The 14,124-nt window shown below is 45.0% G+C and carries 14 protein-coding genes and 1 pseudogene; 6 read left to right on the top strand and 9 right to left on the bottom strand.

Annotated features, from left to right (window positions below; genetic code table 11):
• Positions 1-114: transposase (locus IM456_RS02185; protein ID WP_130758671.1), on the top strand; the 114-nt coding region annotated here is incomplete at its 5' end.
• A 67-nt stretch (positions 115-181) separates the two neighbouring features.
• Here the strand turns inward: IM456_RS02185 and IM456_RS02180 are convergent.
• The 4 genes from IM456_RS02180 to pilM all read right to left on the bottom strand — a co-directional run bounded on the left by IM456_RS02180 (position 182) and on the right by pilM (position 5,012).
• Positions 182-2,275 (bottom strand): secretin GspD/PilQ domain-containing protein, encoded by a 2,094-nt coding sequence (locus IM456_RS02180; RefSeq protein WP_287693880.1) that lies wholly within the window; start codon positions 2,273-2,275, stop codon positions 182-184.
• Positions 2,276-2,346: 71 nt separating this feature from the next.
• The gene (locus tag IM456_RS02175) at positions 2,347-3,120 is read right to left on the bottom strand and encodes a pilus assembly protein (RefSeq protein WP_287693878.1); all 774 of its coding nucleotides are present in this window, start codon (positions 3,118-3,120) and stop codon (positions 2,347-2,349) included.
• Positions 3,117-3,887: a PilN domain-containing protein gene (locus IM456_RS02170; RefSeq protein WP_149987788.1), complete on the bottom strand. Its 771-nt coding sequence runs from the start codon at positions 3,885-3,887 to the stop codon at positions 3,117-3,119. Before IM456_RS02170 ends, IM456_RS02175 begins: the two co-directional genes overlap by 4 nt.
• A gap of 9 nt (positions 3,888-3,896) precedes the next feature.
• Entirely contained in the window at positions 3,897-5,012 is a 1,116-nt protein-coding gene (gene pilM, locus IM456_RS02165; RefSeq protein ID WP_149987787.1) for a type IV pilus assembly protein PilM, read from the bottom strand.
• A gap of 562 nt (positions 5,013-5,574) precedes the next feature.
• Here pilM and IM456_RS02160 point away from each other — a divergent pair.
• The 3 genes from IM456_RS02160 to ilvC all read left to right on the top strand — a co-directional run bounded on the left by IM456_RS02160 (position 5,575) and on the right by ilvC (position 8,426).
• Positions 5,575-6,777: a tetratricopeptide repeat protein gene (locus IM456_RS02160; RefSeq protein ID WP_287693874.1), complete on the top strand. Its 1,203-nt coding sequence runs from the start codon at positions 5,575-5,577 to the stop codon at positions 6,775-6,777.
• 126 nt (positions 6,778-6,903) lie between these two features.
• A complete protein-coding gene (locus tag IM456_RS02155; RefSeq protein WP_260441226.1) occupies positions 6,904-7,032 on the top strand; it encodes a hypothetical protein in 129 nt (42 codons plus the stop codon).
• 401 nt (positions 7,033-7,433) lie between these two features.
• The gene (gene ilvC / locus IM456_RS02150; protein ID WP_149987785.1) at positions 7,434-8,426 is read left to right on the top strand and encodes a ketol-acid reductoisomerase; all 993 of its coding nucleotides are present in this window, start codon (positions 7,434-7,436) and stop codon (positions 8,424-8,426) included.
• 126 nt (positions 8,427-8,552) lie between these two features.
• On the opposite strand, the gene IM456_RS02145 is transcribed toward ilvC, so the two are convergent.
• From IM456_RS02145 to IM456_RS02130, 4 genes are all read right to left on the bottom strand, one after another.
• Positions 8,553-9,341: an ECF transporter S component gene (locus IM456_RS02145; protein WP_004163481.1), complete on the bottom strand. Its 789-nt coding sequence runs from the start codon at positions 9,339-9,341 to the stop codon at positions 8,553-8,555.
• Positions 9,342-9,399: 58 nt separating this feature from the next.
• Positions 9,400-10,155, bottom strand: coding sequence for a class I SAM-dependent methyltransferase (locus tag IM456_RS02140; RefSeq protein WP_004163482.1), 756 nt, complete (start codon positions 10,153-10,155; stop codon positions 9,400-9,402).
• A gap of 252 nt (positions 10,156-10,407) precedes the next feature.
• Positions 10,408-10,962 (bottom strand): YqeG family HAD IIIA-type phosphatase, encoded by a 555-nt coding sequence (locus IM456_RS02135; protein WP_149987783.1) that lies wholly within the window; start codon positions 10,960-10,962, stop codon positions 10,408-10,410.
• Between the two features lie 99 nt (positions 10,963-11,061).
• Positions 11,062-11,685, bottom strand: coding sequence for a class I SAM-dependent methyltransferase (locus tag IM456_RS02130; RefSeq protein ID WP_149987782.1), 624 nt, complete (start codon positions 11,683-11,685; stop codon positions 11,062-11,064).
• Positions 11,686-11,804: 119 nt separating this feature from the next.
• On the opposite strand from IM456_RS02130, the gene hemH reads away from it, so the two are divergent.
• Complete coding sequence (hemH, locus tag IM456_RS02125; protein ID WP_149987781.1) at positions 11,805-12,968, top strand: ferrochelatase; 1,164 nt, start codon at positions 11,805-11,807, stop codon at positions 12,966-12,968.
• Between the two features lie 112 nt (positions 12,969-13,080).
• Here hemH and IM456_RS02120 read toward each other — a convergent pair whose 3' ends face one another.
• Positions 13,081-13,332, bottom strand: a complete 252-nt coding sequence (locus IM456_RS02120) for a DUF8653 family protein (RefSeq protein WP_002739055.1) — start codon at positions 13,330-13,332, stop codon at positions 13,081-13,083.
• Between the two features lie 139 nt (positions 13,333-13,471).
• On the opposite strand from IM456_RS02120, the pseudogene IM456_RS02115 reads away from it, so the two are divergent.
• Positions 13,472-13,852, top strand: a pseudogene (locus tag IM456_RS02115) (AlbA family DNA-binding domain-containing protein); the annotation flags it as partial.
• Positions 13,853-14,124 lie beyond the last annotated feature (272 nt).

Genomic DNA, 14,124 nt, shown 5'->3' with positions numbered 1-14,124 from the left:
GTGGTCGAGGGAATCAACAATAAACTTAAACTAATAAAACGGAGAGGCTATGGCTTTAGAAACTTTCGGAATTTTTGGGTTAGAAGTATGTTATCTTGGCATCTTGTATGTTGATTTAGCATAAAGGGTAACGAAGAGCCAAATAATAACTGATTACTGATTACTGATTACTGATTACTGATTACTGTCGCGGTTGTACGGGGAAACCTTGACGCTGAAGCATTTCCGCCGCATCTTGTCCCGGTTGATAGTTGATGCCGAGGGTAGAGGTGGCCGCATCTTCGATGATTTTGGGAGTGAGGAGAATAATCACCTCACTGCGACTATTCTGATTGTTCCGACTGCGGAATAAAGCCCCTAAAATGGGAATATCCCCTAAAATCGGCACTTTATTCTCAGAACTTTGTTGTGTTTCTTGGATAATCCCGGAAAGAATTAAACTCTGTCCATCCCGGAGACGAACTAAACCAGAAGTTAATTCCCGACGAGTCAGAGGGGTAAGGGTGTTGATTGTGAGACCACCGCTATCAAATTGAATTGGAGTCCCTGGAGAGGCAATGGTAGGGCTAACCGACAGGGAAATAAAGCCGTTATCATCCACCTGATCGATGTTTACCGCTAAAGTTAACCCAGCATCGGCCAGTACAGGGACAGTGGTGCGTACACCACTGAGAGGATCTACACTTGTCTCCACACTTTCTAGCACTTTAGAGGTCAGCTTAACGGTGGCCTGTTGACCTTCCTGCACCACCAGGGAGGGATCGGTGAGAATCTTGGCATTTCCTGTCTGAATTGAGGCTTGCAGGGTCATCAGGAATTTTTGGGGATACTGGAATAGGGTCGGGGGTTCGTATTCATACTCTATTATTCCCGTCTCTGGGTCAATATTAATATCACTCAAACCGGGTTGAAAGGGGTTAACAGTGCGACCAAAACTAGGGCGCGAGTAGGGTGTTAGACCCCCTGAAAAGTCATTGGGTCCCTGGTTAACACGGCCAAAAGGAGCGCCATTCTGAATGTCAAAAAAAGGTTGAATTTCTGCTGTCCCCGTACCCGATATGATATTAAAAATCGGCACAACAGGCTGTGCAAAAGCCCCTGGTTTGGATACAGTTGAGCTACTGGGTGGGTTCATATTACCAAAGTTCAGCACTGCCGCCCCGTTATCTTGAACAAAGAAACCATCATTAAACCCAAAGGAAAAACTACTGCTAAAACTGTCGGTATTGAGCAGGTTCACATCAATAACTTTGACATTGACCACTACCTGACGGCGACGGGCATCCAGTTGGGTTAATAAAGATGTGGCGATCTGGACTTGGCGGGGTTCGCCGATTAAATTAATAGAATTAAGGCGATCATCGGCGGCGATTCTTAAACCAGTTAAAAGTAAGGCAGCTTTTGAGCCTTCTGTGTTTTGGGGGGCCAGTGGCTCTAGGGTGGGAGGAGTATCCCGGCGACCAGTCACCCGTCCGGTGAGGGGATCGACGATATCCTCGGTTTGGGTAACTAAACGCTGGTATTCTGCCCCTTGGGTGGCGAGGAAAATGGCGGCGGCGACAGCTTTAACTTGATTGAGACGCAGGGTGCGGCTAATCAAATTACGAGCCCCTTGGGGTAATTGCGCCCCGACAAAGATGGTTTTACCCTGACGGTTGGCCTGTAATCCGGAAATTAACAACACGGCGTTAAAAATGTTTTCCACCGATTCGTTAGTAAATTCTAAGGAAACTGTCTGAGAGGTGGCGTTAGCTTCCCCCTGCGCGCTGGTGAAAACGACGTTATAACCGGCATAGTTAGCAAGGGTCATTAACACTTCTCTAGCGGAAGCTTCCCGGAGTAAAACACGAGGTACAGTCATATTACGATCGAATTTGACCTTTTCGGCACTAGCATCGATGTTAGAGATGGCAATGTCTCCCACCGGTGGGGCGACGGCCCGCGGTAGGGTGGGAGCGCCTGGGGCTTGGGGTACGCCTTGAATGATAATTTCGGGGTTGGGAACCATGGGCGCACTTTGGGCGAGCAGTTTTTCACTGGCTAAAATGCGATCGCTGATTTCCTTTTGTACGGCCGCGCTGGAAGGGACAAGCTGATTTGGCGATTTTTGTAAAGTTTCTTTACTAAGCCCTTGCGAAAATTCAATTTTTGATGTATTGGATTTTAACTCTGAACCATGGAAGGAAATGGGGGTTTCGGCCAAGACGCTCAGGGGAGCCATCAATAAAAACGAGGCAATTTGGGGGATAAACAGGGCATAGCGGGACGGATTCACTTTATTCACTCCTCAACGATTACGGGATTCAACGGACAAAAAACGCAATACTCACACCGGATTGAAGACTATTATTGGGGCGGACTAGCGGGGGGTTGACCTTCGGCGGGGGGTGGCGGTGCTAATTTCGCCAATTCTTCAGCACTGAGAGGAATAATTACATCGAGAATAAAAGTCGTGGTCACGGGTTTATCGCCTTGGGTATCGATAGTGGCTTTATTGTTGCCGGTACTAACCACTTTAACCGTCGATCCTTCCTTATCCACTTGGGTATTGAGACTGTTTAGCAAAATGAGCGGCTGTAATCTTTCTAAATCCCGAATAACCTCTTGAGTGTTAGCATAGTTCCCTTCGATCTTGACGTTAAGAGTTTGACGTTTGAGCTTATTATTAACTGCGCTACCGAGGGAACCATCGGAGACCACCACCGGTTCTAGTCGTTGGGGTTGGAAACTAATCAGCTTAACATTGCGAGACTTAAAGATATTACTAATATCTAAGAGAATAGTGCTTAAGTCTTTTTCTTTCGCAAAAAGCGAGAGTATTTGCTGTTTAATAGCTTTTTTTTGGGGCAACTGACTCTCAATTTTTTGGAATTCTGCGGGTCTGAGACCGCTTTTTTGTTGATCTACCTGTTGTTGTTTGTTGGCTGCATCGTTTTGCAACTGTTGCAAGGTATTATAAGCGGGCATCACCCAGTTAAAAAGCAGATAGAAAGAGCCAAGTAAACCTAGCACAGCGGCAGCGATGCCACTATTGCGGGGAGTAAAAGTTATCCCGAAAGCGGTGGGATACTGGTCAAATTCCTCTAATTCCCGATCTTCAAATTCTTCGGTAAAGGTCATGGTTGAATGGCTCCTTGGCGTTTGAGAGTATTAATCCTAGTGACAACTCCGAGTGCTCCATTCCGGGTAAGATTGAGCAGTTGTTCAGTAGCGGGGGTATCACTTAATTGGGCGGTGATCACAAATTGAACCGCTTGGGGGAAAGTAACATTAATATTTTTGTACTGATTGTCCACCTCTACGGGTAAATCGGCCAGGGCAGCACTTTCGATCGCGGTTTTCTTGCCCTCTAAAAAAGGAGAAGCTTGCAGGGTTAAGAGATAATCATTGACTGCTTCGTAATTACTGGCAAAACCACTGATTTTTAAGCGAGTAGCTGGATTCGGTTGCCCTTGATTCGGGGCAGCGGGAACCTCCACCTGCTGCACACTGGTTAGCTGGACACTAGGGGGAGTTTGCTGGCGAATTTCTTGAAGAATGGCTGACCAAGGCCTAATATGATTGAATACAGTTACCAGAGATTTATTTTCTCCTTCTAACGCCGTTAATTGCGCTCTCAGGTCTTTTAGCTTTTTACTTTGGGCTTGCAGTTGACCTAATTCCCCGTCCAGTTGCTGAATTTTGGCCTGAGTTTCGCTGGTTTGCAAACCGACGATTAAACCGAGTAATCCGGTCAGTGCCAATAATCCGGCCCCCACTCCCACACCGATCAACAGGGGCGTTTGTTTACGCAGGTTAATAGTGGTGGAAATCTTGGCCGCGGGGGTTCCTTTGCCCGTTTGGTTAAGATGGCGATCCTTAAGAAAATTAACGTCAAGACTATACATAATTTTTGTCTATATCCCCCGTAACCCTAAACCGAGAACTGTTCCTAATCCCGGTTTTTCGGTATTAGGAATCTCTTGAGTTGTATCTAAATTCAGTGATGCGATTGGATCGATTGCCATGGTGGGGACGCTGAGACGTTGAGTAAAATATTCGTCTAGTTGCGCTAAACCCCCCCCGGGACCTGCTAAAAGTAACTGGACGATTTCCAGTTCATCACTTTGGTTAAGATAGAAATTAATTGATCGCCGCAATTCATCGGTTAATTCCCCTAAAACCCGCATCAGTGCCGTCATCCCGGGGTTAGTAGGAGCTCTGGAAGTGCCGGTATTGGTGCTCAGACTATCAAAGGCAGTAATCGGGATTGTCATCCCCAAAAGAATCTCAGGACTGCGGGAGGTGGGCAAATTCATCGCCCTGGAGAGGGCATTTTGTAGCTGGAAAGTGCCGATGGGGACAGTGCGGGAAAATTGGGGAACCCCGTCAACCACGATGGCAATTTCCGTGTTATCAAATTCTATATCAACAATAACGGCGGCTTCATTGGAACTAAACTGTCGCAAATACTCGCGAATCGTCCGAATTAGGGCAAAACTATTAATTTCTAGCACATCTACCTGTAATCCTGCCTGTTGGAAGGTTTCCATATAGGCATCGGTAATCTCCCGACGAGTGGCTACCAGCAAAACCTGCACTTTTTCGATACCGTCTTCATCCTGAAAGTAGCCCAGTTTTTGGTAGTCGAGATCCACTTCCTCGCGAGGATAGGGAAGGTATAAACTAGCCTCATGATTTAAGACCAGATCGCGCAATTCCTGATCGTCCAATTCCGAGGGAATGGGGATAATCCGGATAATTGACTCGCGCATCGGCACACCAGTAGCGACTCGTTTGCTGTTAATTTTATTTTCCTTGAGGACTTCTTGGATTAATCCCGCTAAAGCGGGGGAATCGACGATTTTTCCCTCCTCAAAGATGCCTTCCGGGATATCCGACGAACAACATTTAACTAATTTATAATTTTGTCCCTGTTTGGCGATCTGAGCTATGTTAATACGCTCCGGTGTGATCTCTAACCCAACACCTTGATTTTTTTTTGTCAATAGCTTTTTAAAAAAACTTACCATAGATTTTCCTGGGCAGCTCTAAGGGGATTGGTGATCAACAAAGCCAATAATCTTTTGACCTGATTTTATCTAGGGTCGATCAAGGCAGTAAATCAGTCTATAAACGCTCCTGACTGGGTAAATTACCCAGAAAAGGTGAAAATCGAGGAGGAGAGAGGCTATTCCTGTACTCGCTAACCCGATTATCTTTGTTCAGAGCGAGGTTAATCTCGAGTGGGTGAGAGGAGAGGAAGTGCCTATTGATAGTGACATTGTACTCAATTTTGGTGAAAGAACCAAGTCCAAGCTAAAAATTGGCCATTACCCCCCCCTTTTTTTTTCTGCTCCACTAGATCAAGTCAGCTTTCCCTAGTTAGGGGTTGCGGCAAAAAGTTTTTCGTGGGGGCAGGGTGTCGGGGGTCGGGCATCGGGTTTTAAGCTAAGAGGCATTTTCACGGCCCGCCAATTCAAAAATGAAACGCAGGACTCCTCAAGACAAAAGTTCAAGAAATCTTAGAAGTTATTAAAATAATACAAAAATAAACTCAACGTCAACCTAAAACATTGCTAGGGAAAATCAATCATGTTTCTCCGTCCTTTCTCTATCTTAATTACCCTCTGTCTCGGTTTAGGCTTCCTTTCTCTCCCTCGGCCCGTTCAATCTTTACCTTTAAATGCGATCGCTCAAGTCAATGCTGCCTCAACTGCTCTGGACTTTTTCAATCAGGGAGTAAAAAGATTACAACAAGGTGATCTAGAGGCTGCCATTAATAGTTTTAATGAAGCCATTCGTCTTAATCCTAACTATGCTCAAGCTTATGGCAACAGAGGAATTGCCTATAGTCGTTTACAGCAATATGACAAAGCCCGGGCTGATTATAACCAATTTATTCGCTTTAATCCCAATTCAGCAGTAGCTTACTATAACCGAGCAACTTTGTATGATAAATTAGGAGATTCTCAAAAAGCGATCGCCGATTATGATCAAGCAATACGACTTAATCCTAATTTCACTCAAGCAATTAGTGGCCGAGAAATTGCTCAGAATAAATTAAGAACACCTCAACAAAGTATCTCCACTACTAACGCGCTCGCTCAATATTTTTCCAATGGAAGGAATGCTAAGGATTTTTTTGTTCAGGCGATGGATAAATATGACAAAGCAGATTTTGATGGTGCAATTGTCGATTTTAGCCAAGCGATTCAACTCAAACCCGACTATGCTCAAGCTTACATGGGCAGGGCAATGGCATATAAGCGTTTAGGAGATTTAGAAAATCAGATCACAGAGCTACGAAAAGCGGCAGAATTACTTCAAAAACAGGGAGATACAGAAGCATACCAGACAACCATAGATTTAATCAAAGTAACTCAGGATTTGATCGATAGCATTCGATCAAATCCTAATTCTAAACTAGCCTTTGCCGAGTTGTTTTTTAATTATGGAATAGAGGAATGGAAAAAAGGAAATTTTGTGCAATCGCTGGCACAATTTAACCTGGCGATACGTCTCAATCCTAACGATGCTAGTGCTTATCTTTTTCGAGGTAATGCCTATGGTCAATTAAAAGAATATCAAAAAGCGATCGCCGACTACACCCAAGCAATTCGCCTCGATCCTAACTATGCTGATGCTTACAACCTGCGAGGGCTTGTCTATGGAATGTCAGGAAACCGTCAAAAAGCGATCACCGACTTGGAAAAAGCAGCCAATTTATATGAGCAACAGGGTGACACAGCACAAGCTCAAAAAGTCTTAGATTTGTTGAAAGAATTACAGCAATAAACTCAAGGTAAACCTAAAACATTCGGCCTGTTCAGTCTTTGCCTTTAAATGCGATCGCTCAAGTCAATGCTGCCTCAACTGCTCAGGACTTTTTCCATCAGGGAGTAAAACAACGCCAATTCAAAAATGAAACGCACGACTCCTCAAGATTTAACAGAAAAAGGCTCATCGGGTATTGTCCGAATCAATACAACCCAAATTCCGCAGGTGGAAAAAGACAAAGGAAAAGACAGAAAAAGCCGAACAATTCACTAAATATAAATACTCAAGAAAGTCTCAGGGTGAGCGCATTGAAAACTCTATTGACAATTGGTCAATTAGGTTTTGTCCCCTTAGATATTTTTGGCTAAAACTAAATATTTAGCCCCGGTGTTAGGAACTAGCGTCGTCAGACGTGGATGGTAAAACCGCTGCCTAGTCGAGCCGTCAGGACTCAAACGGTAAGTCTGCCAAAGGAAGCGTCAAAAGCACAAAATCTGTGAGATTAGCGTTTCCAAAGCTAATCAAGCGCGAAGCGGATTAGCCTAGTTCATTTTTTCTAGACACTATTTTTTCGTGACTTCAGGAAACCGGCGATCAAATGCTTCTGACGGGCGTGATTTTCCCGTATAATTAGGAGTTTGCACAGTGACAAAAGAAGTTAAGGAGCGAGTTCGATGGCACGAATGTACTATGATGAGGATGCCAATTTAGATTTATTAGCGGGAAAAACGATCGCTATTATTGGTTATGGTTCCCAGGGTCATGCCCACGCATTAAATCTCAAGGATAGTGGCGTTAATGTGATTGTTGGTCTATATCCCGGCAGTAAATCGGCAATCAAAGCCAAAGAAGCCGGTATTCCGGTTTATGATGTGGCCGAAGCCGCTAAAATTGCCGACTGGATCATGATCCTCTTACCGGATGAAGTGCAGAAAACGATTTATCTCAACGAAATTGCCCCGAATTTAAGCGAAGGCAAGGTGTTATCTTTTGCCCACGGCTTTAATATTCATTTCGGTCAAGTGGTTCCCCCGGCTAACGTCGATGTGGTTATGGTTGCCCCCAAAGGACCCGGCCATCTCGTCCGTCGCACCTACGAACAAGGTCAAGGGGTCCCCTGTTTATTCGCCGTCTATCAAGATGCTACTGGCCAAGCGCGCGATCGGGCGATGGCCTACGCTAAAGGTATCGGTGGCACTCGGGCCGGGGTTTTGGAAACCACTTTCCGCGAAGAGACAGAAACCGACCTTTTTGGGGAACAGGCAGTATTATGCGGCGGTTTAAGCGCTTTAATTAAAGCTGGCTTTGAAACCCTCGTGGAAGCTGGTTATCAGCCCGAATTAGCCTATTTTGAGTGTTTACACGAGGTAAAACTGATCGTCGATCTGATCGTCGAGGGCGGTTTGGCCAAAATGCGCGATAGTATTTCCAATACAGCCGAGTACGGTGACTATACTCGCGGTCCGCGGGTGGTGACGGAAGCGACTAAGGCCGAAATGCGGAAAATCCTCGGGGAAATTCAATCGGGACAATTCGCCAGAGAGTTTGTCCTCGAAAATCAAGCAGGTAAACCGGGGTTCACTGCGATGCGTCGTCAAGAGGCAGAACATTCGATCGAAGAAGTCGGTCAAGATCTGCGGGCGATGATGAGTTGGCTAAAACGCTAGTTCTCTTTTTTTTTCGGTGGGGGGTTGGACGCAATGCAGGAATTCTTGCCCTTGCGTCCGCCCCTACACCCCACACCCCACACCCCACACCCTGTCCCCAGGAAAAACTTTTTCAGCAGCTCCTACCTAGTAGATCGCCTCCCGTGATTTAACCAGACCGATCGCCCGTAAACCGGCAATCACACCACAACCGATCACCATACCGACGAAGGAACGAATCAGATTTTCTACAGGAATGATCGGAATTAAAGCGATCCAGACTTCTTCGGGCCAGTTAAAAATCGAGTAGGTAATGGCGACGACCCCTAAATGGGAGAGGCCGCTGGCGGTCCAGGTACCCCCAAAAATTCCCGCCGCTACTAGGGCCAAATTGCTACCTTTGATCCAATGGGTAAAAAGAGTCCGGGTTGGTAGGATAAATAATACCAAAGCTGACCAATCGACGAAAGCCCCGGCGATAAAGATTCGTGGCGAAATGCCGTTCAGTCCGATCGCCCGGTTAGCGTAGATAAACAGGGGAATCAGAAAAATTAACGTTAATCCTAACCACCAATAACGGCGTTTTTTGCCTAAAACCATCGTTCCCGCCACAAAACTGGCTATAATTGCCCCAAAGACTGAAATAGCGGGAATTCCTGCCGTGTAGGGGGCAAGGAAAGCCCCAATTAAGGACCCGATGCCACTAGCGATCGCTCCAGCGATCGGGCCGAGTAACCAACCCAAGAGGGGAAAAACCGCTTGACTGAGGGGCATACTACCGCCGGAAGCGAGGACAATGGAGAAGGGAATAAAAGAAAGGGTAGTGACAATGGCGGCTAAGACGACAATATAGGCGATCGGCGCACCATCAATGGCGGCACTACTGACAGCTTCCACTTTGCGTTCTTCGCCTTCGGGGATAATATCTAGGGTCATAGTTGCAAGGGTAATTCTAACTTTTCTATCATCCTCTGGTTTGATCTTCTTCCGGCAATTATTGATTTTTTCGATAACAGCGCACGGTAATGTGATAGGGATGAAAAATCTCTAGGAAATCTTTTTGTAGGGTTTGAAAAAAGCTCTCAATAATTTTGGGATCGTCGAGATGAAAGGGATATTCTTGATTAAATCCTTTGAAAAAATACCAGTTAATAATTAGCTTTCCTCCTGGGTTTAACCAGTCATAAAACTTTTTAAGTTGGACTGTAGGTGAGGGCAAATGCTCGATGACATCCAAACAGATAATCGTGTCAAATTTTAGCCGTTCGGGAATTTCCGTATAGAATGAGAGCTTATTAGTATCGAGATTTAATTGCTCGGCACGAAAGCGAACAAATTCATGATGTAGGGGATTAAGATCGCAATAGATCACCTGTTCAACCCCAGAATTCATTGCGGCAGCTAGGGCATGAGTACCGATTCCGCCACCAAAATCTAAGACTTTTCCGCTACCGTGATCGTCAATTAATCTCAGGGTTTCCCCGATATATTCTTGACTGGATAAATGCCAAGCAGATAATTCAAATAAATAGTTTTCTTTGACTTGTTCCTGATAGAAATAATCTGGATTTGTCCAAGAAAATTCTTGATGGGCTAAGGCCGCTAAGGAATCTTTAGCTATCGCTAATTTTGCTTGTAGAATTTCTTGGTCTAATTGTAAAAAGTTTTGTAGGTGTGACTCCAAATCAAAGGAATTGCGCTTGAATTCCGCAACCGAGGAGGATGATAGCAGGGAAGAATCTCGATTCATATATAGAGTGAAGCCAGGGAGAATTAGCTAAAAAATCGTTCCCTATTATCTCACAATCTGGCCAAATTATAGCAGGAAGTTTTCGTTAAAACAGTAGTGCCAGCTTTTGGCGTATATCGGCAAAAACTGGCACCGTCCATCTATTGACCTTGTTATATTTAAGGTCTTTATCTCGGCTGACCTCATTTCAAATTATCTATAGTATTTTCTACTTTTCCCTCCTTTCCTCTATACTTAATTATTTTTTAATATTTACTTTTGTGAGGATTGGTCAGGTTTTATTAAGTAATGCTGCGGATGGAGGGAAACGCCGAAAATTTGTGATATCCACACCTCAAAATCGTGGATTGGATAAGCTGCCCCCCCCGTCAAGGGATTTACCATTGGTTTCACCAGAATGGTAAACATTCCCAGACGATTTCCCGCTAAAACATCGGTAAACAAGCGATCGCCAACCATAGCAATTTGTTGGGGGGGGAGACTCATGGCTGCCATCGCTTGCCGGAGTTTGCGTCGAGAGGGTTTCACCGCACCGAGAAGGTAGGGAAGTTGTAAATTATCAGCGATCGCACCGATACGATTTTCGCTAAGATTATTGCTTACCAACCAAATCGGTAGATAAAGACGCAAGGAATCGACCCAACGCTGTAAATCGTCAGAAACCGTCGTTTCCTGGAGGGGAACAAGGGTATCATCCACATCGAGAATCAATCCCTTAATCTGATGCTGACTCAAAATCTCCAGACTGAGACCGAGAATCGTATCCCCTAAAATTAAATCGGGTTGTAGAATTTTTGCTCTAGTCATTACTTCTCAAAAATAACTGGCACCGAGTCGATCGAACTCAGCTTCCCTACTTAGTATAAATGACCGACTGCCTCTGAAAATCTTGCCTGGCCGATCCCTTCACTTGGCCGCTTGAATCACCTGTAAACTGCCACCAGCGTATAATTTTTGTTGACAATCACGAAAACCGAGCGCCTGTAAAGATTGGATCAGATCCCTATCGATAAACTGCCAAGCGGTATGGGTTTCAAATAATTGCAAAAATAGGGCCAAAGAAGGCCAAAAAAGCGGGTTAGTGGGTCGATGAAAATCCACGAGGGCAAAAATTCCCCCCGGTCTGAGAACTCGATACACTTCTTTAAGGATTTCCTCTAACTGCTCCGGTTCCATTTCGTGGAGAGCGGCGCTAGTGTGAACAAGGGCGAATTCTCCGGCATTAAAGGGCATTTTTTCGGCTAATCCCTCCACATAATGCGCTTGCGGCACCGCTAAACTAGCTCGCTCCAGGGCCCGGGGAGAGACATCTAAACCGGTACAGCGATCGGATAGGGGGACTAAATAACGGGTGGTTTGACCCGCACCACAACAGAGATCGAGGATAGGGTCATTTTTAGCGATTTTTAAACCTTCTAGGGCCAATTGCCGAAAACGGATCTCCCCACCCACCGCTAGGGCAGCCAGACGGGAGATACCATCGTAAAGCCATTGATACTGATAACTGAGGGGACGTAAAATTGTCGCCAAGATCAACCTCCAAGATTTGATTAAGTTCGATATTGTCTGTAATTTGTTTTAACGGTTCCACCGATATATTGTTAAACTTGGTAAAGAATCTGAAAATTTAAAAATTATCTGTTAACACTATGGGTCGCGTTGGGGTTCTATTATTAAATTTGGGTGGGCCAGAGCGGTTAGAGGATGTGCGTCCTTTTCTATTTAACCTTTTTTCTGACCCAGAGATCATCCGTTTACCGATCAAAGGATTACAAAAACCGTTAGCTTGGTTAATATCGACGCTAAGAGCGAGTAAATCCCAGGAAAATTACCGCCAGATTGGTGGTGGCTCCCCTTTACTCAAGATTACGGAAGCACAGGCCACGGCACTGCAACAACGTCTCGCAGAAATGGGGCGCGAGGTGAGCGTTTATATCGGGATGCGTTATTGGAATCCCTTCACCGAAGAAGCGATCGAGCGGATTAAACGGGATCATATCAAAAAATTGGTTATTCTTCCCCTTTATCCCCAATTTTCCATCAGTACCAGTGGTTCCAGTTTTCGTGTGCTGGAGGAAATGTGGCAGGATGATCCCTATCTGCGTTTGACGGAATATACTCTCATCCCTTCTTGGTACGATCATCCCACTTATCTGAGTGCTATGGCCGATCTGATCGCGCGAGAATTAGAGCAGTGTCCTCATCCTGACCAAGTACATATCTTTTTTAGCGCCCATGGTGTCCCCCAAAGTTATGTGGAGGAAGCGGGAGATCCCTATCAAAGGCAAATTGAAGAATGCACTAGGGCGATCATGCGTACGCTCAACCGACCCAATCAGTACACTTTAGCCTATCAAAGCCGCGTCGGTCCGGTGGAATGGCTAAAACCCTATACTGAAGATGCTTTAAAAGGGTTGGGAGAGCAGGGAATTAAGCATTTATTGGTCGTGCCGATTAGCTTTGTCTCGGAACACATCGAAACCCTGCAAGAAATCGATATAGAGTACCGAGAAGTGGCGGAAGAAGCGGGAATTGAACATTTTCAGCGAGTACCGGCTCTTAACACTCACCCGATGTTTATCGAATCTCTCTCCCAGTTAGTGGTAAAATCCCTAGACGAGAAACCCACCACTTTCGAGCAAATTACCCGTCCGAAAGCGAATATGAAAATGTATCCCCAGGAACGTTGGGAATGGGGGATGACAACGGCAGCCGAGGTGTGGAATGGTCGATTAGCGATGATCGGTTTTCTGGCAATTATTATCGAATTAATTACCGGTCAAGGACCGTTACATTTTGTTGGTTTATTATAACCTCGATCTTCGCTGCCATTGCTTTTGACGGTAATTTCTCACCCTGTGTAACCACCAAGACAAGGTTGGGTTTAAGTATATTTAACCCAACCATTGGCGATTTTATCTTCTCTTAGGACATCATATTAGCAGAACGAACATTAACGTTAACTTCTAGCCTGCCATTGCCGAGCATATCTAACCCAGTGACGCTAAACAGATTAGCTTTAATGCCCCTTTCCTGAAAATTAGCCTGTAATTCTTTGATGAGAACCTCTTCCACTTTCCCTTCATCATCTGCTAGAGCTTGGACGATTTTAGCGGCGAAAGAGCCAATTTTTGCGCTCAATATTTCTTCCACATTGGTAATCTCGATAATAACCATTGATTTTTCTTCTTAGTAGAGGACAAATAGCATAAGAACAGAATTTGCGAGAAAATAGAGCTGCTCTCATCTTAGGAATCAGTATAACCTGCACTGTTCCCCCCCAAACGGAAATTCCCACCCAGAAGGAGATTACTGCATGATAAACCTAGAGACCCTAGAAGGTTGGTTAAATGCTCCAGTGGAAAATGAGCGACTAGAATTTAAACAGGCTAAAAATCAATTTGATACAATCAAAATGTTAAAATATTGCGTCGCCCTTGCTAATGAAGGAGGTGGCCATTTTATCTTAGGTGTTACCGATAAACGTCCCCGTAAAATTGTTGGTTCACAAGCCTTTCCTACACCCGAAGAAATTAACAGCATTAAATCGCTAATCGTTCAAAAACTTCGCTTGCGCGTGGAAATCACCGAATTGGCCCACCCTGATGGTCGTGTCTTGGTTTTTGAAGTGCCAACCCGTCCCACAGGACAACCTATCGCCTTTGAAGGTGCTTATCTAATGCGAGCAGGGGAAGACTTAGTACCCATGACACCTGATCTGCTTAAGCGCATCTTTGCTGAAGATCAACAAGATTGGTTTTGTCAACCTGCTCGTTCTCATGCTAGTCCAGATGAGGTTATTGACCTATTAGACACCCAAACCTACTTTGGCTCTTCGGTTTGTGTTATGCAATGGACGGGGGTTATAAGGGATGTAACCCTTATATAGAAAGGCATTTAGCGATTTTTGTCAATTGTTTTTGCTCTAGAGCGAACTAATCAATTAAGTCTTTTGCCAGATAAGGATTT

Source organism: Microcystis sp. M079S1 (genome assembly GCF_020246425.1).
GTDB classification, from domain to species: Bacteria; Cyanobacteriota; Cyanobacteriia; order Cyanobacteriales; family Microcystaceae; genus Microcystis; species Microcystis aeruginosa.
Note: the sequence above shows the minus strand (reverse complement) of the source record. Positions and strands in the feature narration are given on the sequence as shown.

Excerpts from the sequence above, each read along its gene's own strand:
- IM456_RS02175 (WP_287693878.1), bottom strand. The coding sequence starts at position 3,120 with ATGACCTTTACCGAAGAATTTGAAGATCGGGAATTAGAGGAATTTGAC.
- IM456_RS02170 (WP_149987788.1), bottom strand. The coding sequence starts at position 3,887 with ATGTATAGTCTTGACGTTAATTTTCTTAAGGATCGCCATCTTAACCAA.
- pilM (WP_149987787.1), bottom strand. The coding sequence starts at position 5,012 with ATGGTAAGTTTTTTTAAAAAGCTATTGACAAAAAAAAATCAAGGTGTT.
- IM456_RS02160 (WP_287693874.1), top strand. The coding sequence starts at position 5,575 with ATGTTTCTCCGTCCTTTCTCTATCTTAATTACCCTCTGTCTCGGTTTA.
- IM456_RS02155 (WP_260441226.1), top strand. The coding sequence starts at position 6,904 with ATGAAACGCACGACTCCTCAAGATTTAACAGAAAAAGGCTCATCGGGT.
- ilvC (WP_149987785.1), top strand. The coding sequence starts at position 7,434 with ATGGCACGAATGTACTATGATGAGGATGCCAATTTAGATTTATTAGCG.
- IM456_RS02145 (WP_004163481.1), bottom strand. The coding sequence starts at position 9,341 with ATGACCCTAGATATTATCCCCGAAGGCGAAGAACGCAAAGTGGAAGCT.
- IM456_RS02140 (WP_004163482.1), bottom strand. The coding sequence starts at position 10,155 with ATGAATCGAGATTCTTCCCTGCTATCATCCTCCTCGGTTGCGGAATTC.
- IM456_RS02135 (WP_149987783.1), bottom strand. The coding sequence starts at position 10,962 with ATGACTAGAGCAAAAATTCTACAACCCGATTTAATTTTAGGGGATACG.
- hemH (WP_149987781.1), top strand. The coding sequence starts at position 11,805 with ATGGGTCGCGTTGGGGTTCTATTATTAAATTTGGGTGGGCCAGAGCGG.
- IM456_RS02120 (WP_002739055.1), bottom strand. The coding sequence starts at position 13,332 with ATGGTTATTATCGAGATTACCAATGTGGAAGAAATATTGAGCGCAAAA.